This is a genomic window from Streptomyces telluris (genome assembly GCF_024519335.1).
In the GTDB taxonomy this organism is placed as follows: Bacteria; Actinomycetota; Actinomycetes; order Streptomycetales; family Streptomycetaceae; genus Streptomyces; species Streptomyces telluris.
This window is the reverse complement of sequence record NZ_JANIID010000046.1, coordinates 1-17,884: the sequence shown is the minus strand read 5'-3', so window position 1 is coordinate 17,884 and position 17,884 is coordinate 1. Positions and strand designations below refer to the sequence as shown.

The 17,884-nt window shown below is 71.3% G+C and carries 17 protein-coding genes and 1 pseudogene; 12 read left to right on the top strand and 6 right to left on the bottom strand.

Annotation, left to right across the window (positions count from 1 at the left end; all coding sequences use genetic code 11):
- Positions 1–171: 171 nt before the first annotated feature.
- A complete protein-coding gene (locus tag NQU55_RS32865) occupies positions 172–570 on the top strand; it encodes an ATP-binding protein (protein WP_168095693.1) in 399 nt (132 codons plus the stop codon).
- 58 nt (positions 571–628) lie between these two features.
- Here the strand turns inward: NQU55_RS32865 and NQU55_RS32860 are convergent, their stop codons facing one another.
- Positions 629–1,255, bottom strand: a complete 627-nt coding sequence (locus NQU55_RS32860) for a hypothetical protein (protein WP_168095694.1) — start codon at positions 1,253–1,255, stop codon at positions 629–631.
- A 364-nt stretch (positions 1,256–1,619) separates the two neighbouring features.
- Here NQU55_RS32860 and NQU55_RS32855 point away from each other — a divergent pair, with 364 nt between their 5' ends.
- The gene (locus NQU55_RS32855; protein ID WP_168096487.1) at positions 1,620–2,843 is read left to right on the top strand and encodes a beta-ketoacyl-[acyl-carrier-protein] synthase family protein; all 1,224 of its coding nucleotides are present in this window, start codon (positions 1,620–1,622) and stop codon (positions 2,841–2,843) included.
- 223 nt (positions 2,844–3,066) lie between these two features.
- Positions 3,067–4,170, top strand: a complete 1,104-nt coding sequence (locus tag NQU55_RS32850) for a PP2C family protein-serine/threonine phosphatase (protein WP_256791677.1) — start codon at positions 3,067–3,069, stop codon at positions 4,168–4,170.
- 110 nt (positions 4,171–4,280) lie between these two features.
- On the opposite strand, the gene NQU55_RS32845 is transcribed toward NQU55_RS32850, so the two are convergent.
- Positions 4,281–4,841 (bottom strand): GNAT family N-acetyltransferase, encoded by a 561-nt coding sequence (locus tag NQU55_RS32845; protein ID WP_256791675.1) that lies wholly within the window; start codon positions 4,839–4,841, stop codon positions 4,281–4,283.
- A 357-nt stretch (positions 4,842–5,198) separates the two neighbouring features.
- On the opposite strand from NQU55_RS32845, the gene NQU55_RS32840 reads away from it, so the two are divergent.
- Positions 5,199–6,386, top strand: a complete 1,188-nt coding sequence (locus tag NQU55_RS32840; protein ID WP_168095782.1) for a multidrug effflux MFS transporter — start codon at positions 5,199–5,201, stop codon at positions 6,384–6,386.
- A 41-nt stretch (positions 6,387–6,427) separates the two neighbouring features.
- Here the strand turns inward: NQU55_RS32840 and NQU55_RS32835 are convergent, their stop codons facing one another.
- Positions 6,428–7,285 carry a maleylpyruvate isomerase N-terminal domain-containing protein gene (locus tag NQU55_RS32835; protein WP_168095781.1) on the bottom strand — a complete coding sequence of 286 codons (858 nt, stop codon included), beginning with the start codon at positions 7,283–7,285 and terminating at the stop codon, positions 6,428–6,430.
- A 165-nt stretch (positions 7,286–7,450) separates the two neighbouring features.
- On the opposite strand from NQU55_RS32835, the gene NQU55_RS32830 reads away from it, so the two are divergent.
- Entirely contained in the window at positions 7,451–8,221 is a 771-nt protein-coding gene (locus NQU55_RS32830; RefSeq protein ID WP_168095780.1) for a class I SAM-dependent methyltransferase, read from the top strand.
- A gap of 98 nt (positions 8,222–8,319) precedes the next feature.
- Here NQU55_RS32830 and NQU55_RS32825 read toward each other — a convergent pair whose 3' ends face one another.
- Positions 8,320–9,933: an FAD-binding oxidoreductase gene (locus tag NQU55_RS32825; RefSeq protein ID WP_168095779.1), complete on the bottom strand. Its 1,614-nt coding sequence runs from the start codon at positions 9,931–9,933 to the stop codon at positions 8,320–8,322.
- Between the two features lie 264 nt (positions 9,934–10,197).
- Between NQU55_RS32825 and NQU55_RS32820 the strand changes: the two genes are divergently transcribed.
- The 5 genes and pseudogenes from NQU55_RS32820 (at position 10,198) to NQU55_RS32800 (ending at position 13,464) form a co-directional block, all read left to right on the top strand.
- Positions 10,198–10,764: a GNAT family N-acetyltransferase gene (locus tag NQU55_RS32820; protein WP_256791674.1), complete on the top strand. Its 567-nt coding sequence runs from the start codon at positions 10,198–10,200 to the stop codon at positions 10,762–10,764.
- Positions 10,765–10,899: 135 nt separating this feature from the next.
- Complete coding sequence (locus NQU55_RS32815; RefSeq protein ID WP_168096658.1) at positions 10,900–11,409, top strand: DNA-binding protein; 510 nt, start codon at positions 10,900–10,902, stop codon at positions 11,407–11,409.
- 117 nt (positions 11,410–11,526) lie between these two features.
- Positions 11,527–11,748, top strand: a pseudogene (locus NQU55_RS37230) (glycosyltransferase); the annotation flags it as partial.
- Positions 11,749–12,173: 425 nt separating this feature from the next.
- Positions 12,174–12,710, top strand: a complete 537-nt coding sequence (locus NQU55_RS32805; protein WP_256791673.1) for a GNAT family N-acetyltransferase — start codon at positions 12,174–12,176, stop codon at positions 12,708–12,710.
- A 238-nt stretch (positions 12,711–12,948) separates the two neighbouring features.
- A complete protein-coding gene (locus NQU55_RS32800) occupies positions 12,949–13,464 on the top strand; it encodes a GNAT family N-acetyltransferase (protein WP_168096656.1) in 516 nt (171 codons plus the stop codon).
- 116 nt (positions 13,465–13,580) lie between these two features.
- Here the strand turns inward: NQU55_RS32800 and NQU55_RS32795 are convergent, their stop codons facing one another.
- Complete coding sequence (locus NQU55_RS32795) at positions 13,581–14,354, bottom strand: HNH endonuclease family protein (RefSeq protein ID WP_256791672.1); 774 nt, start codon at positions 14,352–14,354, stop codon at positions 13,581–13,583.
- 268 nt (positions 14,355–14,622) lie between these two features.
- On the opposite strand from NQU55_RS32795, the gene NQU55_RS32790 reads away from it, so the two are divergent.
- Positions 14,623–15,096, top strand: a complete 474-nt coding sequence (locus NQU55_RS32790; RefSeq protein ID WP_168096206.1) for an LppU/SCO3897 family protein — start codon at positions 14,623–14,625, stop codon at positions 15,094–15,096.
- Between the two features lie 177 nt (positions 15,097–15,273).
- Entirely contained in the window at positions 15,274–17,061 is a 1,788-nt protein-coding gene (locus NQU55_RS32785) for a protein-arginine deiminase family protein (protein ID WP_168096207.1), read from the top strand.
- A gap of 88 nt (positions 17,062–17,149) precedes the next feature.
- Here NQU55_RS32785 and NQU55_RS32780 read toward each other — a convergent pair whose 3' ends face one another.
- Positions 17,150–17,698: a DUF4232 domain-containing protein gene (locus NQU55_RS32780; RefSeq protein WP_168096208.1), complete on the bottom strand. Its 549-nt coding sequence runs from the start codon at positions 17,696–17,698 to the stop codon at positions 17,150–17,152.
- Between the last annotated feature and the right edge of the window lie 186 nt (positions 17,699–17,884).

The following is a 17,884-nucleotide window of genomic DNA, read 5'->3' as shown; positions in this document are numbered from 1 at the left end:
TTCCCTCGGGTACCCCGGCGGGAGGGGCGGTAAGCGGACCCGTAGGCCCATCGGGGGGCTGGGTGAGCAGAAGCGTCCGGAGGGTATTCGTGCGGGCCGCCGCGTGTCCCGGAAGACCGGCCGGTCGTTACAAGTCATGACATGCCCACTCGTATCTCTGCAGGAGAGTCGATGCGCCGAGTCCTCACCACCGTCGCCATGGCCGCAGCCGCTCTGACGTTCGGATCGGCCACTGCCGCCCAGGCTGCCGGTTCGGCGCCCTCCCCGGACCTCGGCGGGCTGGCGGCGATCGACCCCGGCAGTCTGGGCAAAACCGTGGACGGCGCGGTGCAGAAGGCGACGCGCATCGCCGGGGACGCCGGGAGCAAGGTCGTGAAGAAGGCGGTTCCCATGGCGGGCAAGGCGGCCGGCGGGACCGTGAGGCACACGACGGCCGCGGCCCAACGCACCGTCGGCCGGATGGCGGGATCAGCAGGGTCCCTCGTGGGCGAAGCGGCGAAGTCGGCCGCCCGGGGCGGGCAGTCGGCCCATGCGCGGCCGACCGGCCCACTCCCCATGAAGAAGGTGTGAGCCGGAGACGTGTGGAACCGGTACAGCGAAACCCGCTCCGGCCGCCGTGCCGGAGCGCCTACTTCCTGTCCTTGAGGGTGTAGCCGCCGGCCACGACGGGCGAGTCGGCAGCCGGCGCCATGCACGGCGTGAGCGGCGGCTTCTTCTCCTTCTTCAAAGAGGCCCCGGACAGCCCGATCCGGGCGGGCCCGCCGCCCTTGCCTTCCGGGACGTAGAAGCTCACCCCCATCCGGACGTGCGGTTCGAGGTGGGTCCGCCAGGGGTGTCCGGGGCTGGTGCGCTCCAGGGTGCCGGTCACCGTTGCGGTGGGGCCACCTGTGGTGAGGCAGTCGACCTTGAAGTCACCCCAGTAGACCTCCGGCTCGCCGCCCGGATGCTCGACCTTGTGGAAGATGCGGAACGTTCCCCCGGACTGCAGGGGCTTGTTGCCCTGGGCGAAGGTGCTGCGGGCGTCGACCGAGACCCGGATGTCGTCGCCGTCGACGGGGTAGCCCATGCGGGCTTCCCCTCGTATGGAGGAAGTGGTCGTCTCTGCGGCCGCAGACCCGACGGCCACCGAATCGACGGTCGTCGACTTCGGGCCGAGGCCGGGCGAAGGGGTGGTCGCCACCGCGGCACCGGCCGGAATGGTCAAGGCGACGGCGAGGGAGACGAGCGCGGCGGCACGAAGGGCCTTCTTCTGCATGGAGGTTCTCCGATCGGGAGCGCAGTTCGGAAGTGCGGCTCGGGAGTGAGTGGTGGGGCGAACTGCTCCCGATCTTTTCCAACGGAGCCTGCCCCGGGCGTCCGTCGCTCGTACCGGGCCCGCCCACCGGGCGGCCGGAATCAGCAGCCATCCCCCGACCCTCTGGTCGCATGCACGGCTCCGCCGTACGGGTGAGGCCCCAAGGCTGGGAATAAGCGTTTCCTACAAATCCCGGACGCCGAAATCCGTTGGCCACGACATCTAATTTCCCGTCACCCCCTTGGCAGAGTGGCCGTCAAGTCGATCTCTTCCCGCAGTCGACTCTGCAGGGAGTTGTATCTCTACTACAAAGGGGGTTCGCTCAGTGAGCACGCACACCGATGATGTGGTCGTCACGGGCCTGGGGGCCACGACTCCGCTCGGCGGGGACGTCGCCTCGACCTGGTCGGGGATGCTGGCCGGGCGGTCGGGGATCAGCGCGATCGAGGAGGAGTGGGCGGCCGACCTGCCCGTGAAGATCGCCGGCAGGCTGAGGACCGAGCCCACCGAGGTCCTGGACCGCGTACAGGCCCGCCGCATGGACCGCTGTGAGCAGATAGCGCTCGTCGCCGCCCGCGAGGCCTGGGCCGACGCGGGCGGGCCCGACGTCGACCCGGAGCGGCTGGCCGTCGTGATCGGCACGGCCACCGGTGGCGCCCTGACCATGCTCGGCCAGGACGACATCCTCGAAACCTCCGGGGTGCGGCGCGTGTCGCCCCACACCGTCCCGATGCTGATGGCGAACGGCCCGGCCGCGTGGGTCAGCATCGACCTCGGCGCCCGCGGCGGCGCGCACACCCCCGTCAGCGCCTGTGCGTCCGGGGCCGAGGCCATCGCGATGGGCCTTGACCTGATCCGGCTCGGCCGCGCCGACGTGGTCGTAGCAGGCGGCACGGAAGCGTGCATCCACCCGCTCCCGCTGGCCGGCTTCGCCCAGGCCAAGGCCCACTCAACGCGCAACGACGCGCCCGGGCAGGCGTCCCGCCCCTTCGACACCGACCGCGACGGATTCGTCATCGGAGAGGGCGCGGTCGTGGTCGTCCTGGAGCGCGCCGGGTCCGCCGCCTCGCGGGGAGCCCGGGCCCACGCGACGCTCGCCGGCGCCGGCGTCACCTCGGACGCCCACCACATCACCGCCGCGCATCCCGACGGCCAGGTCCGCGCGATGCGCATGGCCCTGACCTCCGCGGGGCTGGATCCCCTGGCCGTCGCGCACGTCCACGCCCATGCGACGTCCACCCCCAAGGGCGATCTCGTGGAGGCCCGGTCGATCACCGAGGCCATCGGCACGCACCCGGCCGTCACCGCGACCAAGTCGATGACCGGCCACCTGTTCGGCGCCGCCGGCGCGATCGGCGCCCTCGCGACGATCCTCGCCGTACGCGACGGCGTCATCCCCGCAACGCAGAACCTCGACACCCTCGACCCGGAGGTGAAGCTCGACGTCGTCGCGGGACAGCCCCGGCACGGCAAGCTGACGGCCGCGCTCACGAACTCCTTCGGCTTCGGCGGGCACAACGCCTCCCTGGTGTTCACGCCCGCGCCCTGACCCCTCCCGGCCGGCCCTCCGCCCCGGCCGACGCCCCGGCCGACGCCGGGGCCGGGGCAAGGGACCGCCGGTCCGTCCGGAGCGGTCGTAACGGCGCAGCCGGGGGCGTTCCGGCGCGTACCCCTACGGCCCCACCATGACTGGCAGCGGCAATCGGGCCCGAGGATGCTTGAGCGTGTCGTACGGGTACGGTCCTACGGCACGACCGAGCGGGAGCAGGCACGTGAGGGCACCGAAAGCAGGTCGCAGCGCGGAGAGGCGCTGGTTCCTGCGCCACCTCCAGTTGCTGCCGGTGGCCCTGCTCGTCGGAGGGGTCGTCCTCGACTACAACACCCCTCCGCGCTTCAGCGCCGAGGCCTTCTACACCGCCGCACCGATGGCGGCGGCCGCGCTGCTGTCGCTGCGCGCGACGATCCTGGCAGCCGTCGCCGCCTGCGCCGCCGACTTCGCGATGCTCACGCACTTCGGCATCATGGGGGATTCCGGCGGCCGCAGCGAGCTGGCGGCGGTCGCGACCGTCTCGGCGATCGCCGTCGTCGTCAACCGTCTCATGCACTACAGCAACCTGCGGCTGCAGTCGGCGCGGAGGATCGCCCTCGCCGTACAGGACGCCGTCCTGCCACGGCCGCCGGCCTCGATCGGGCCCTACAAGATCGCCGTGCGCTACCAGTCCGCCGTGAAGGACGCGCAGATCGGCGGTGACCTCTACGGCGTCCAGGACACTCCGTACGGCGTACGCTGCCTGGTCGGCGACGTGCGGGGCAAGGGCATGGAAGCGGTCAAGGCGGTGGACGTGGCGCTCGGCGTGTTCCGGGAGGCCGCCGACGACGAACCCACGCTCGTGCGGATCGCGGCCAGGCTGGACCGGGCGCTGCTGCGGGAAGCGAAGCGGCGGCCGGGGCCGGAGCGCACCGAGGGGTTCGTCACCTGCGTCCTGGCCGAGATCCCGCCCTCGGGCGGCGAACTGCGGCTGATCAACCGGGGGCACCCGCCGCCGTTGCTGCTGCACGGCGAGGCGGTCCGCGGCGTGGAACCGTCCGAGCCGGCCCTGCCCTTGGGCCTGACGGAGCTGAGCGCCGTCGAGGACCGGACCGACACCGTGCCCTTCCCGCCGGGGACGACCCTGTTCCTGTACACCGACGGCCTGAGCGAGGCGCGCGACCGGTCCGACACGTTCTACGACCCGGTCGCCCGGCTGACCGGGCGCGGCTTTCCCTCGCCGGACGCGCTGCTCGACGCCGTCCTGGCCGATGTGCGCCGTCACACCGGTGGCTGCATCACCGATGACCTGGTACTGCTCGCCATCAACCGGAGCGCGGGGACGTGAGCCGCTGAGGCTCCTCGGCCGACCGGCCGCGGGCGGGGGCGGAGGCGGGGTCAGCCGTCAAGCCTCGGGGCTCTCGGACCTCAGAAACCTCAGCCCTCAGGTCTCAGGCCTCAAGACGCCTGCTCGGCCGCCCGCCACTCCGGCGCGAGCACCGACCAGATCTCCTCGTCGTGGCGCTTCCCCCGGTACAGGAAGCTCTCCCGCAGCACGCCGTCCCTCGTCATGCCGAGCCGCCGCGCCACGGCGATGCTGGGCGCGTTCTCCGCCGACACCCACCACTCCACGCGGTGGATGCCGCGCTCCTCGACGGCCCAGTCGATGACCGCGCGCGCGGCCCGGGTCACCAGGCCCCTGCCCACCGCCGCCGGCTCCAGCCAGCAGCCCGCCTCGGCGACGCCCTGCTCGAAGTCCAGCCTCCGCAGCAGGAAACCACCGACCAGCTTTCCGTCCGACCAGATGCCGTAGAGGCGTCCGGTGTCGGCCGCGGTCCTCTCCGCGTACGTCCGGAGGAACGCCCGGCTGGACTCCAGGTCCGTGACGACGTCGGGGAGCCCGTTGTGCTGCCCGATGAACTCCCGCCCCCGGTCCATGTGGGCCAGGAACTCCGCGGCCTGCCACGGCTCGACCGGGCGCAGCTCCGCACCGTCGTCGCCCAGGGATATCGCGTACATCGTCACCTTCCGCGGTCCGGAACCGGCACACCTGCGGAAGGATCTTCGCATGGGGGTGTCACGGGCCGTGTGCGGCAACGGGCCCACCACGGCCTAGGACTCAGGGCGCCCGTCGCCCGTGAGCGCGGCGCGCCGGTCCGACGGAGACCGGTGCCCGGGAAGTAGGACCAGCGGACGCTGCAGTTCCGGCCCTGCGAAGGAAGCGGATGAGAGGTCTCCGCTTCTACGGTCGGGATCCCGGACAGCGATTGCGCTCAATAACGCTCACTCCAGCCCGGCCGGTGGCCCTTCCGGAGCCTCCTGCGGCGGCCTGCTGTCCGGCACAGCGCACTCGTTCGACCTGTCTGGAGATACCGGATGCCCGTCCTGATCGCGGCCCTGGGGCTGCTCGCCTTCGTCATGCCTTTGGCTACGGACATGTACCTGCCCGCGCTGCCACAAATGACGGGCGATCTGCACACCGACGCATCGGGCGTCCAGCTCACCCTGACCGCCTTCCTGATCGGCATGGGACTCGGCCAGCTGGTCCTCGGCCCGCTCTCCGACCGCTGCGGCCGACGGGTGCCGCTGCTGGCGGGCGGTGTCGCGTGCGTGGTGACCACGGCGTTCTGCGCGCTCGCGCCGTCGCTGGAATGGCTGGTCGCCCTGCGCTTCGTCCAGGGCTTCAGCGGTGCCGCCGGCGTCGTGATCGGCCGGGCCGTGATAGCCGACGTGGCCCGGGGCGAGACCGCGGCGCGGCTGTTCGGCATCGTGATGGCTCTCACCGGCCTCGCCCCGGTCGTCGCGCCCGTCGCGGGCGGCGTGGTGATCGAGAACGGCGGGTGGCGGACGGTGTTCTGGGTCCTGGCCGCCGCGACGGTCCTCGCGGTCGTGACGGCGGCCGTCGCCGTGCCCGAGAGCCTGCCCAGGGACCGGCGCCGTACGGGAGGCGCGGCCGCGACGGCGCGGGCGGTGCGCGAGGTGCTGGGGAACCGGGCCTACCTGGGCTACGCCCTCTCCTTCGGGCTCTCCCTCGCCGTGCTCTTCTGCTACCTCGGCGGCGCGTCGTTCCTCTTCCAGAACCTGCTCGGCCTGAGCGTCGGGCAGACGTCCGCGGCCTTCGCCTCCACCGGAGTCGCCGGGGCCCTGGCCACCGCGGTCGTCACCAAGCTGGTCGGCCGCTTCAGCCCCGAAGCGCTCCTGCGCACCGGCCTGTACGTCATGGTCACCGCCTCCGCCGCGCTCACCGTGCTCGCCCTGGCCGACGCCCTCACCCTGACGCTCGCACTGGGGCTGGTGTACGTGGCGCTCGCCGGCATCTGCCTGGTGTCCGTCAACGCGACCGCGCTCGCCCTGGAGCGCGTTCCCCACGCGGCCGGTGCCGGCTCCGCCGTGCTCGGGGCCGGGCAGGGGCTGCTGGGAGCGGTGGCCGCTCCACTGGTCGGGCTGGGCGGCGAGCACACCGCGTTCCCCATGTTCCTGGGCATGACCGTCTCGGCCGCCCTCGCTTTCGCCGCCTTGGCCCTCACCCGGAGGGCACGTCCCGTCCTGCCGGACGGTCGTTGACGGCTGCCTCCCCGGGTGCCGGCGCCGACGAATGCCCGGGCTCAGGGGCCGGCGATCAGTTCGCTCAGGCGCAGGGCCAGCCACGGCCTGCGTCCGCCGGCTCGGATCCGGCCGCGGGCGATCGCCGTCCACAGCGGCGTGCGCCGGAAGCTGATCAGCAGGAACGCGGTCGGTTCCGCCGTGATCCTGCAGTCGTAGGCCCGAGGTGGCGCGTCACGGGTCACCGTCGCCGTCCCGTCGTCGACGACGACCGCAAGGCGCGGGCCGCCCTTGATGACGACGTCGAACGAGATGCGGACCCCTTGCGCCTTCGCCTCGTCCAGGGCGAGCGGCATCACCGCCGGCATCGCCTGGCCGATCACCAGGCGTGCCTCGTCCGCTCCGATCGTCCAGGGAATGCGGGCACCGCGCGCGACGTCGAGACCATGGAGGAGGCTCTCGCTGAGCATCAGCCCGGTCGCGTTCGCCAGAGTCAGGACGACCTTCTGTCCGTACCAGGGTGCTGCGACGGGTGTGCCGGGGGCGAGGTCCCTGGTGACGTGCAGGAACCTCTCCCCTCGCTCGGTGAGGAGTTCGCCGAGGTGCCTGCGCTCGTCCGCGTCCAGGAGCCCGATCGACTTGGCGTTCACCGCCGTGATCCGCTCGGTGAACGAGCCGTCGCCCGCCGGCAGGACGCCGTCCCAGTCCGCGAACTCATGGGTGAAGGCGGAGCAGAACGCCAGGTACACGGCGCAGAGGTGGGCGCCGGCGTCCCCCACCGTCCACGGCGGCACACCGGAGGGCGCGTCCAAGTCGGGGGCGGCGCGCAGCAGACGGTCCAGGCGCGGGATGACGGCGCGCAAGGCGGCGCGGGCCCTCTCGTGCTCGGCGACGGGATCGACGCCTGCGACGGCACCCACGGCACACCCCCTGACGGCGGACAAGCGCCCGCAGGCTACTCCCGGCGTACCGCTCGCGATAGAGCACCTCCGGAATCGCTCTCCCCGACCGCGGCAGGTGAGGCAGACCAAGATCAGCCAAGTGAAGGGGGGACGTCAGCCCGGGCGGCTGGCTAGCCTGGGCGGATGTCTGCCGTCTCACGCGTCGCACGCTCCGAGTCGTTCAACTCGGCCGCCGCCCAGTACGCAGCCAACCGCCCTTCCTACCCGCCCGCCCTCCTCGACGCCGTCGAAGAGCTCACGGGACAACCCTTGGCAGGCTCCCGTGTCGCCGATGTCGGCGCGGGCACCGGAATCGCCACCGTCCTGCTCCGCGAACGCGGCGCCGACGTCGTCGCCGTCGAGCCCGGCGGCGGCATGGCCGCCCAGTTCCGCCGCGCACTGCCCGGTGTGCCGCTCGTCCGCGGCGACGGCAACGCCCTGCCCCTTCCCGACGCCTCCTGCGACCTCATCACGTACGCGCAGTCCTGGCACTGGACGGACACCGAACGCTCCGTTCCCGAGGCCCTGCGGGTCCTGCGCCCGGACGGCGCGCTCGCCCTCTGGTGGAACATCAGCGCCCTGGACGTGCCCTGGATAGCCGCCCAGGACGAGCGCCTTGCGCGCTTCTGCGGAGCGGAACCGTCACCCGCGGCGCGCCCCGACGACACCCGCGCCGTGCGGATCGCGGGCCTCTCCGGCCTACGGGTCGCGCGTCGCCAAGTGCGCTGGAGCCGTACCGTTCCCCTGGAGACGCACCTGGCCAACATCGGCAGTCACTCGGCGTTGCTCGTCCTCGACCGGGCCAGGTCCCGGGCTTTCCTCGCCGACGAGCACACCCGCCTCCGTGAGGACTTCCCGGACGGAACCGTGGAAGAGACCTACCTCGTCGACCTCCTCGTGGCCACCCGGTCCTGAGCGCCTGCCGGGCGCGCGCCGCGGGAGGAAGGCCTCGCGCCACCGTCGAACATCCGCCGCCCGGCCGGGACGGAGCCGTGGCGCAAAGAGACCGGGCGTCACTGGGGCAGACGGATCGACAGGGCGTGGCGGAACTCGTTGCGGGGGTCCCAGCGGGCCTTGACGCGCTGGAGGCGGGGGTAGTGCTGCTTGTAGTAGAGGCTCTGCCACGGCGTGCCGGAGGTGTTCCATGCGGAGTCGGCGAGGTCGGTGTCGGGGTAGTTGATGAAGGAGCCGTCGCTGACGGTGCCGGGGACCGGTACGCCGCCACTGTCGGCGTAGACGGCGCGGTAGAAGTCGCGCACCCACGACAGGTGCGGTCCGGCGTCCTCCTGCGGTTCCCAGCCGGTGAGGTAGACCGCCTTGAGGATGGAGTCGCGCTGCGCGACGGCGGTCGCCCCGGGCGCGACGGTGTTGACCTTCCCGCCGTAGGAGACAAGCCACAGGGAGCCGGTGAGCTCGGCGGCCTCTTTGCCCGCCACGTGGTCATGGATGGTGTCCGTCTGCCGGTCCGTGAAACGTTTCCGCAGATAGGCGGCCTTCGCCTTGAAGAATCCCGGCCGGCTCTCCTCCACGCTCGCGGCGACCTGCAGCCACGGCCGTTCCACATGGCTCCGGGTGGGCCGCGCCCCGGCCCCGCGGCCGACGGCGGCCACGTAGTCGTCGATCAGCCGCCGGGCACCCGGCCCGGTGGAGTCCAGGTGCCCGACCAGGTCGACGGTGCCCGACTTGCGGTTGTTGAGCATCAGGACGCTGAACAGCCCGGCGTAGGGAGAGTCGGGGGCGCTGTTGCGCTCGTGCCAGCTGCCGTGATTGCGCACCAGCCGGGTGAAGGAGCTCCGGTCGAGGTCCTTCCAGGACCACGAGGCGCTGAAGGTGAGTGCGGACTCCGGGGCCCGGGGCAGCAAGTGTGAGGGGTCGGAGCCCTTCGCACCGGGCGACCGGAACCAGTAGCGCGTGACGATGCCGAAGTTGCCGCCTCCGCAGCCGGTGTGCGCCCACCACAGGTCGTGGTGGGGATCGGCGGGATCCCTGGAGGCCACCACGCTGCGCGCCTCGCCGTCCCTGTCCACCACCACGACCTCGACGGCCTCCAGGTGGTCCACGCCCAGGCCGTGGCGGCGGGACAGGGCACCGTATCCGCCGCCCAGAATGTGCCCGCCGACGCCGACCTCCGCCGTGGCACCGGCCGGAACGGTCACGCCCCAGCCGAGGAACAGACGCCGGTACATCTCACCGAGCGAGGCGCCGGGCTCGACGGCGAACGCACGGCGCTGCGGGTCGTAGGAGACGGCGGTCATCGGAGAGACGTCGATGAGGGCCCGGACGGACCGGTCGTCGACGAAGCCCTCGAAGCAGTGCCCACCGCTGCGGACGGCGATGCGCTTGCCCTGGCGTACGGCTTGCTGCACGGCGTCGACGACCTGTTCGGTCGAACTGACCACGCGCACGTAGTCGGGTGCGCCGACGAAGCGAGCGTTGCACCCGCGATGCGTCAGCGACTGGTAGCGCAGGTCGCCGGGTTCGACCGTGACCGCGTCCGGGCGGGGCGGGGTGCTGCTGCGCGACACCGCTGCCGCGGGAGCCGCGAGGGTCGGCACGGATAATCCCGCGGCGGCCGCGCCGAACGCTGCTGTGCCTGCCAGTACGCCGCGGCGCGTCATTTCTGCCATGGGCTGCTCTCCTAAGAATGCCTGATGTCTAATGCCTGATGCCTGATGCCTGATCTGATGCCTGATGCGGAGGTGAACTCTCCCTTCCACGATCGGGGCGGGGTGCATGGCGGGACATCGTCCGCAAAGACCAGCGAGGCATCCGTCCAAGGAAGGACAGAAAGATGGCCTTCCGGTCCCCCAGGAGGGTGCGGGTCCCTTAAGGGGCCCGCACGGCCTGCATATTCGATGGCTCGGCGGCCACGGCCACATTAGGTTGGCGTGATGTCCCTACTGCGAACTGACCGGCTTGTGCTCCGCGCGTGGCAGGAGTCCGACCTCGCCCCCTGGGCGGCCATGAATGCCGATCCCGAAGTGCGCCGGTACTTCCCCGAGGTGCTCACCCGGGAGGAGAGCGAGGCGTCCGTCGCCCACTTCCGTGCCGATCTCGAGCGGCGCGGCTGGGGATGGTGGGCGGTGGAGGTCGTGGCCACCGGAGAGTTCATCGGGTTCGCCGGACTGGACCCGGTGGAGGAGGACATGCCGTTCACCGGAGTGGAGGCCGGCTGGCGCCTGGCCCGCCCGGCGTGGGGCCATGGTTACGCCACCGAGGCCGCACTCGCCGTCGTGGAATTCGGCTTCGCCGAGCTCGGCCTGACGGAGATCCTCGCGGTGACGACGGCCACCAACCTCCGCTCGCGGGCGGTGATGCGCCGCATCGGCATGACGTACGACCCGGCCGACGACTTCGACGACCTGACCGTGCCCGAGGGGCCGCTCCGCAAGAACGTGGTGTACCGCCTCCAGGCAGGCGCTGCTACGGCCGGCGATCGACCGCGAACCGAGTCGTAGCTGTAGCTGTAGCTGTAGCGGGGCAAGCCGGGGCGGCTCCGCCGACAGAAGGCCGGCGACGCCGTCGACATGTTTGAACATGTTGTTTACAACACCTAGTTGACAACATCTCGCATGCGCCCGCATCTTGATCGCATGCCGTCTATTCCCGATCAGCCCGCAGGCCGGCCGACCGACCGGCCCACCGACCCCTTCGCGCCTCCGCACGCGGACCAGGCGCGGGCACAGCGCGTCTATGCCTCCCTGTTCCGTATCGCGGAGCGGCACGCGGCCACCGACGAACAGCGCCGCCGCCAGACCCATCCGTCCGTCCTCGGGCCGCACGAAGCCGTACGGCTCGTGTCGTTCCTGCTCAGCGGGGCCGCACAGCGCGTCGACGGCGAGCCGGAGGTGGACCGCACCGACATCACCGCCGCCCTGAGCCTCGTTCCGTCGGTCCGGGGTGAGATGGACGAGCTGGAAGCCGGTCTCCTGCAGATGGCGCGGGGGCGCGGCATGACCTGGCAGGAGATCGCCTTCGGCCTGGGGCTCAGCACCCCGCAAGCCGCCCGCCAGCGGTACGAGCGCCTGGCCGGCCGCACCGCCACGTACGACACGGAGCCGGGCCCGAAGGAACAGAAGGAGCAGGAGGAACAAGAGGGGTAGAGGGACAGAAGGAGTCGAGTCGCTCAGCCGGCGCCGTCACGCCGGCGATGTCCCCGCGCCGTGAACTCGTCGTCCCCGAACAGCCGCAGAGCTGACCGCCGCCGCTTCACTGCTTGTACTCAGGAGCTGGGGCCGGGCATCGCCGACGCCGCCGCGGCCGGTGCGGACCTGCTGCTGCTCTCGACCACCACGGCTCCGCTGGGCTGGCACGTCGCGGAATCATTGGGCATCCCCAGCATCGGCGTGTACTTGCAGCCGGTGACACCCACGGGCGCATTCGGGCCGGTTGTGGGCGGAGGCCGCTCACTGGGCCGCTGGGGCAACAGGGCGGCTGGGCGCGTCTCCCCCTCTCCCCCCGCCGACCAACCGTTCCGGGCGGGGCGGATCGCCTCCCTGGGCGCGGGGACCGCCCCCGTTCCGTACAAGGAACTCACCGCCCGGCCGGCGGAAGCAGTGAAGCGGGCTGTCGACGAACCGCAGTACCGCAAGCGGGCTGCAGCGACCGCACGGCGCATGGAAGCGGAGGACGGCGCGGCGAGGGTCGTCAAAGAGATCGGGCGGCTGCCGGGCATGGCGTGAGAGGACGCGGGAGGAAAAGAAAGTGCTGTGACTCATGATCCCGAGTAATGTGCATTCCCGGTGAGTGACGGTTACTTCGGGGAGGCGTCGTGGTTTCGGATCTTGTCAGGGCGTGGGCGTCGGGATGGGCCCTTTCGCGGCGGACGCCGCGACCCGTCGAGCAGCCCTGGGGGGCCTACATAGAGGTGGGGCAGGCCGAGCAGGCGGCGCGCCACGTGCTCTTCGAAGCCCATGAGTCGGCGGTGCGCGCGGCCGCGGCATCGGTCGTCGTGCCGCACACCTGGCTCAAGGCACCCGCGGAGCCCGAGGACATCCGGCCGTGGCTGCCTCGGGGCTGGGTGGTCGACGAGGAGGAGACCGGCCATCTGATGGCCGTGGACCTGTCGGCCACGGAACCCGTCCCGCCCGAGGGCTACACCGCGTCCCTGGAGACGAGCGACGGCGTCACCTACGTCCGGACGCACGACGCCGCGGGCGGACTCGCCGCCACGGGCCAGGTCGCCCTGCTCGGCCACGAGGCGGTCGTCGACCGCGTGGTGACCGAGGAGATCCACCGCCGCCGCGGCCTCGGCGCCTTCGTGATGCGCACGCTCGCCGACCACGCCGTGGCCGGGGGCGCGTCCGTGGGCGTCCTGGGAGCGACTGACGAAGGGCGCGCGCTGTACGAGACGCTGGGCTGGAAGGCGCACGCCCGGCTCGCGGCATGCGTCTACAGGCCGTAATTCACGAGCCGGCGCCCACCCACGGGTGATACAGTTTTCGACGTTCGTATCTGATAGCGGGAGATTTCGGGAGGTGAGGTTGATGACCGTACGCAAGGCCACTGCCGTGCGCAGCGCCCGGATCATCCTCACGTCCCGGGCGACGGTCTGACCGCATCCTGCTGTGCCCTGCCGGGAGCGTGAGCTCGCGGGGCGACATCCATACGAACATCACCATGGAACGGATCTCCGTACCGCCATGACTCATCGCATTGACTGGATCACGCGCGCCGAGACCGGCGCCGACATCCCTGCCGTCCGCGACATCGTCCTCGCGGCGTTCGAAACCCCGCTGGAAGCCGACCTCGTCGACGCCTTGCGCACCGATTCCTCGTGGATCGAGGGCCTGTCGATCGTCGTCACCGGCGCCGACGGCAAGCCGGTCGGTCACGCGCTGCTCACCCGATGCCACATCGGCGACGTCCCGGCCCTGTGCCTGGCTCCCGTCTCCGTGCTCCCCGAGCACCAGAGCACCGGCGCCGGTTCCGCAGCCGTTCGCGCTGTTCTTGAGGCCGCGAAGGGCATGGGCGAGCGCTTCGTCACCGTCCTCGGGCACCCGGCGTACTACCCGCGGTTCGGCTTCACCCGGGCCTCGGCCCACGGCATCGGGCTGACCATCGACGTCCCGGACGAGGCCATGATGGCCCTCGCCCTCGACGCCGGCCACCCGCTGCCGGCCGGTACCGTCCGCTACGCGGCGCCGTTCGGCATCTGATCCGAACCGGCCGTATGACAGGGGCCGCCGGGCGGGGCGTCACGACGTCCCGCCCGGCGGCTGCCTCTCCCGGTGCCGGGCCGGCGGCAGACGGCAGACCGCAGCCGGTTATCCGATCACGAGGTGCAAGTGCCCAGCATCGTCGTGAGCATCTTCTTCTCGTCCTCGGTGACGGTCAGGCCGTAGGTGGACTTCACCGAGGTCCAAGCGCGGCCGTAGGCGCACCAGGCGGTCTTCGCCGGGGGCTGCCACTGGTCGGGGCTCTGGTCGCCCTTGCTGCGGTTCGTCGCCGCGGAGACGGTCAGCAGCTGCGGGTGCGTGAGGTCGTTGGCAAGTGCCTTGCGCCGGTCCGTGCTCCACTGGTCGGCGCCCGACCGCCAGGCGTTGGCCAGCGGCACGATGTGGTCGATGTCGACCTGGGAGGCCGCGGTGAAGCTCTTGCCGTCGTACAGGCTCTGCCAGGTGCCGGAGACCGCCCGGCACTCCGCATCGCGCTTCACGTCCTTGCCGTCGCGGCCGAGGATCGTCTCGCGCGTGTCGCACTTGTTGCCCTGCTGGGCCCAGTGCGGGAACTTGTCGCGGCTGTATCCGGTCATCGGCCGGGGCTTGGCCACGGTCAGCCCGTTCAGCTGCTTCTTCGCGTCCCCTGACGACGGCAGGGCGGGAAGCCCGCCGTCGCCGGCGCCGCCGGGCTTCCCGTCTCCGGATCCTTGCCCCGGGGGCGAAGCCGAAGCGGCAGGGGGCGCACTGCTGCCGGGGGACTTCGCCCCGTCCGCACCACCCTTGCTGTCCTTGCTGTCCTTGCCGCAGCCTGCGAGCACCATCCCGGCCGCGCACACCAGCGCCACCCCTGTACCGACCCGCACCTGATGCCTCATCACTACCGTCATCCCCCGCCCCTCGCCGGAAGGTTCCGCTGCCAAGCTGCCCGCCAGACAGATCCACAAACAGAACGAAAATGCCACTGAAGTCTCTATACGGCAAATCCGGCATGCGACATACCTGCCTGCATCACCGACATCGGAGGCAACAGGCAGGACCGGGCCGGCGCCACGGCTCGGCTCTGCCGATTGACGCCGAGGTTCCGGAAGGTAACCTTCACCGGTCAACAACACGTTGATCTTCACTCTTTGCAGTCAATGACGGGGAAGCTCCACCATGTCCGCACCGCCGCCGCCCTATCAGAACCAGCCTCCGCACGGCTATCCGCAGGCACCTCACGGGTACCCGCAGCCTCAGCCTCTGCAGGGACCCCGGCAACCGCAGAGGAGTCCGCTGCGAGCAGCGATCTCCGCCATCGTCGTCCTGTCGATATTCGGTGGCGCCGCCTGGTACGTGTGGGACTACAACACCGACCCCAACGGCGGTAAGGCCAAGAAGGAGGCCGCACAGGCCGCACAGGCCGAGGAGAGCAAGAAGCACAGCCCGAACATCGGCGACTGCGTCAAGATCCAGGACCCCAAGGGCAAGCCCGTTCCCGAAATCGTCGACTGCGGCTCCGGCCAGGCCGAGTACAAGATGGGCGAGAAGCTGTACGGGCCCGACAAGAAGTGCGGCCCGGCATTCGACTACGGCATCCAGTACTCCGTCAGTCGTGGAGTCGATTACACGCTGTGCTTCAACAAGGTCTGAAGCGACGGCCTTCCAGCACCGCGCATGCATGGAGCCCCGGTCATCCACCGGGGCTCCATGGTGCAGATCTCCACCCGTGAGTGGAGAAGCTCCACCCCGGGCTGGACACAAAGATGCAACCGGAGTTCCACCCGGTGGCCGATGTGAGTTGAGGTCCGGCGGCGCGACAGTGAAGGCATGAAAAGTCCACTGACCAGGCGGGCGTCCGTGGCCGGAGTGCTGGCCTGTGCGGCCGTCGTCGCCACGCTGATCTCTCCTGCAGGCGCCCAGGCCTCGACCGTGACCGCCCAGCCCGAGCTGCGCACGCCCGAGGGCACGACCGTGCTGCCGAATCTCGATGATGACGCCCGGCGCTGCACCCTGCGCGCCGGCGATCTGGACCGGCTGGACGTGGCCGTCGACGAGCGGCTCGCCGCCTGCAACGACGCCGCGGATGAGGTGGTCAACGGCGCCGCCGATGCCAAAGACCTCACCCCGCTGGCGGTTGCGCCCATAACCGTGAGCGGCCATGCCGACGGCGGCCGGGTCTCCTTGCCCGCCGCGCAGAGTCCCTACGCGCGCATCTTCGTGGTGCGCGACGGGAAGTACGTATCGCTGGGCGCCGGCGGACGGCTGAGCGCCGAGGAACTGCGGCGCGGGGTGCATCTGGCGGTCGAGGGCCGTGACATCGTGCGGGACCGCAAGCGGTGGGACGGCCGGATCGACGTGACCCTGACCGTCACGCAGCGCGGCACCACCCGGACGGCCCGGACGGCCCTGCGCGTGGCGCCGGTACTCCTGCAGCACGACCTGCAGCGCGCGCAGCACGTCTTCGCCGCCGCTCCGGGCCCGGGCGAGGGGCAGCCCGTGGAGGTCCCTGCCGCGACGCGGCCTCCCGGCCAGTGGCGGGAATTCGCGGACTCCCTGCGCAAGGCCGCGAAGGAGTCCGGCCTTCCCGAGAGCGGCGTACGGTTCCAGCCCGGCACCGCGCAGTGGTGGAAGGACATCTGGCGCCAGGACATCGCCGAGCCCGGTTACGTCACAAAGACGACTCCTCACGGCCGGCAGACACTGCGCATCCTGCTGCGCTCCCCCAACTACTGGACGTCCGCGGACGGCCGCACCGCGAGCCTCCGCCGCGCAGGCCGGCTCCTCTACCGCGACCTGCGCGGTCCCGATGTGGGCGTCGTCCAGCAGTACACGCCCACGTCCCGGCGCGAGAAGAACGTCGACGAACTGCTGAACTTCACGGGCAACTTCGAGTCCCTGCCGCCGTACGCCGGGCATCCGCAGGGCCGGGTTCTCTACGGCAGCAGCGCCGACCGCCGGCCCGACCCGTCGTTCGTCGGCATGCTGAACGCCCAGGGGCAGCAGCCCTCGGTGGTGCTGGACACCTCCTGGCTGCTGGTCGGCCACGTCGACGAGACCGTCCACGTCGTGCGGGCGAACAACGCGCGCGGCTGGACACTCGCCGTCTCCGACCCCCGCAAGGCCGTCGCCCTGCTCAAACAGGCCCGGCAGGCGGGCGAAGGCGGTCAGCACCTCTTCGCCGACACGGTCGCGGAGGCCAAGCCGACCGTCGACGAATTCCTGCGCTACGAGCAGCAGGCCGGTGACAACGAGGACGCTGCCCGGCACATCGACGGACAACTCGCGGTCCTGCTGCGGGAGACCGGGCTGAAGCCACAGGAGATCGTCCGGCTTCCCGTCCTCTACTACAGGGTCGATTCGGGCGCGGGACAGCCGCGGCGCCACATCGCCCTCTCCCCCGCCCTCGCCAACGGGCTGTCCCTGACCGCCCGCGACTTCGCAGCCCCCACACCGCACGGCCCGCGGGTCGCCGGTCGTGACCTCTTCCGCGCCGAGACCGAACGCGCCCTGGCCGGAGGCGGCGTGCGGGTGCACTGGGTGGAGAACTTCTCCTGGGCGCACCTCGGCGGCGGCGAAGTGCACTGTGCCACGAACGCCCTCCGCGAGATCACGTAACGGCTGCGGGGCCCGTGGCCGGCAGCCGGTGGCGGCCCGCTGCCCGGTTCCGTCCGGGCAGCGGGACCGGCTGGTCCGCCGGGAAGCGTCAGGAGACGGTGATGCTGCGCGTGAAGGCGGTGACGGAGAGGTCGCCGTTGGTCACCGTCTTGTCGAACGGGATCGTCAGGTGGTCGCGGGACGCCGGAGGCGTGATGCGCAGGTAGCCGGCCTTCACCATCCGCGGGGCGTCGGCGTGGGCCCATGCCAGAGCGGCTTCCGCGGAACCGCCGGGCTTCAGGAGCAGGGTGCTCTTGCCGGGGTCGGGGACGAAGTAGGTGCTCCCCCAGGAGGTGCTCGTGTCGACGGCCTTGTGCCGGCTGTCCTCAAGCTGCAGGCCGGGGTAGCCGCGCAGTGCGCAGGCACGGCCGGAGGTGTTCGTGAGCACCAGCACGGTGCCTTCGTGGGACATGCCGTGCTGATGACCTCCCTTGTCGGACAGTGAGGCTCGCAGGCCGGATACGTCGCAGGTCGGGGTCCGCCCGGCGGCCGGGGCGGCCGAGGCGGTCGCCCCACCGCCGAGGGCGGCGGCGGTCGCGGCCGTCGCCGCTATCGCCACGGCCATGGCCGCTGTCCTGCGCAGGCTGCTCCGTAACATCGTGTCCCTCCAGCGTTCGAACGTCTTTACTTTCCGGCTACCTCATCTTGGCCCGTCCATTCGTCCCGGGTCACGGGAACCCCGGGTATGCGGCGAGGGCGGTGGCGCCCCCGTCGGTGCGGGGGTGCCACCGCCCTCGGCGGAGTGCGGGGTGGTGCTGAAGTTATGCGCTGATCCTGCTGATCG

Excerpts from the sequence above, each read along its gene's own strand:
- NQU55_RS32845 (WP_256791675.1), bottom strand. The coding sequence starts at position 4,841 with ATGTACGCGATATCCCTGGGCGACGACGGTGCGGAGCTGCGCCCGGTC.
- NQU55_RS32825 (WP_168095779.1), bottom strand. The coding sequence starts at position 9,933 with ATGGCAGAAATGACGCGCCGCGGCGTACTGGCAGGCACAGCAGCGTTC.
- NQU55_RS32830 (WP_168095780.1), top strand. The coding sequence starts at position 7,451 with ATGTCTGCCGTCTCACGCGTCGCACGCTCCGAGTCGTTCAACTCGGCC.
- NQU55_RS32840 (WP_168095782.1), top strand. The coding sequence starts at position 5,199 with ATGCCCGTCCTGATCGCGGCCCTGGGGCTGCTCGCCTTCGTCATGCCT.
- NQU55_RS32815 (WP_168096658.1), top strand. The coding sequence starts at position 10,900 with ATGCCGTCTATTCCCGATCAGCCCGCAGGCCGGCCGACCGACCGGCCC.
- NQU55_RS32865 (WP_168095693.1), top strand. The coding sequence starts at position 172 with ATGCGCCGAGTCCTCACCACCGTCGCCATGGCCGCAGCCGCTCTGACG.
- NQU55_RS32785 (WP_168096207.1), top strand. The coding sequence starts at position 15,274 with ATGAAAAGTCCACTGACCAGGCGGGCGTCCGTGGCCGGAGTGCTGGCC.
- NQU55_RS32800 (WP_168096656.1), top strand. The coding sequence starts at position 12,949 with ATGACTCATCGCATTGACTGGATCACGCGCGCCGAGACCGGCGCCGAC.
- NQU55_RS32820 (WP_256791674.1), top strand. The coding sequence starts at position 10,198 with ATGTCCCTACTGCGAACTGACCGGCTTGTGCTCCGCGCGTGGCAGGAG.
- NQU55_RS32780 (WP_168096208.1), bottom strand. The coding sequence starts at position 17,698 with ATGTTACGGAGCAGCCTGCGCAGGACAGCGGCCATGGCCGTGGCGATA.
- NQU55_RS32790 (WP_168096206.1), top strand. The coding sequence starts at position 14,623 with ATGTCCGCACCGCCGCCGCCCTATCAGAACCAGCCTCCGCACGGCTAT.
- NQU55_RS32860 (WP_168095694.1), bottom strand. The coding sequence starts at position 1,255 with ATGCAGAAGAAGGCCCTTCGTGCCGCCGCGCTCGTCTCCCTCGCCGTC.
- NQU55_RS32795 (WP_256791672.1), bottom strand. The coding sequence starts at position 14,354 with ATGACGGTAGTGATGAGGCATCAGGTGCGGGTCGGTACAGGGGTGGCG.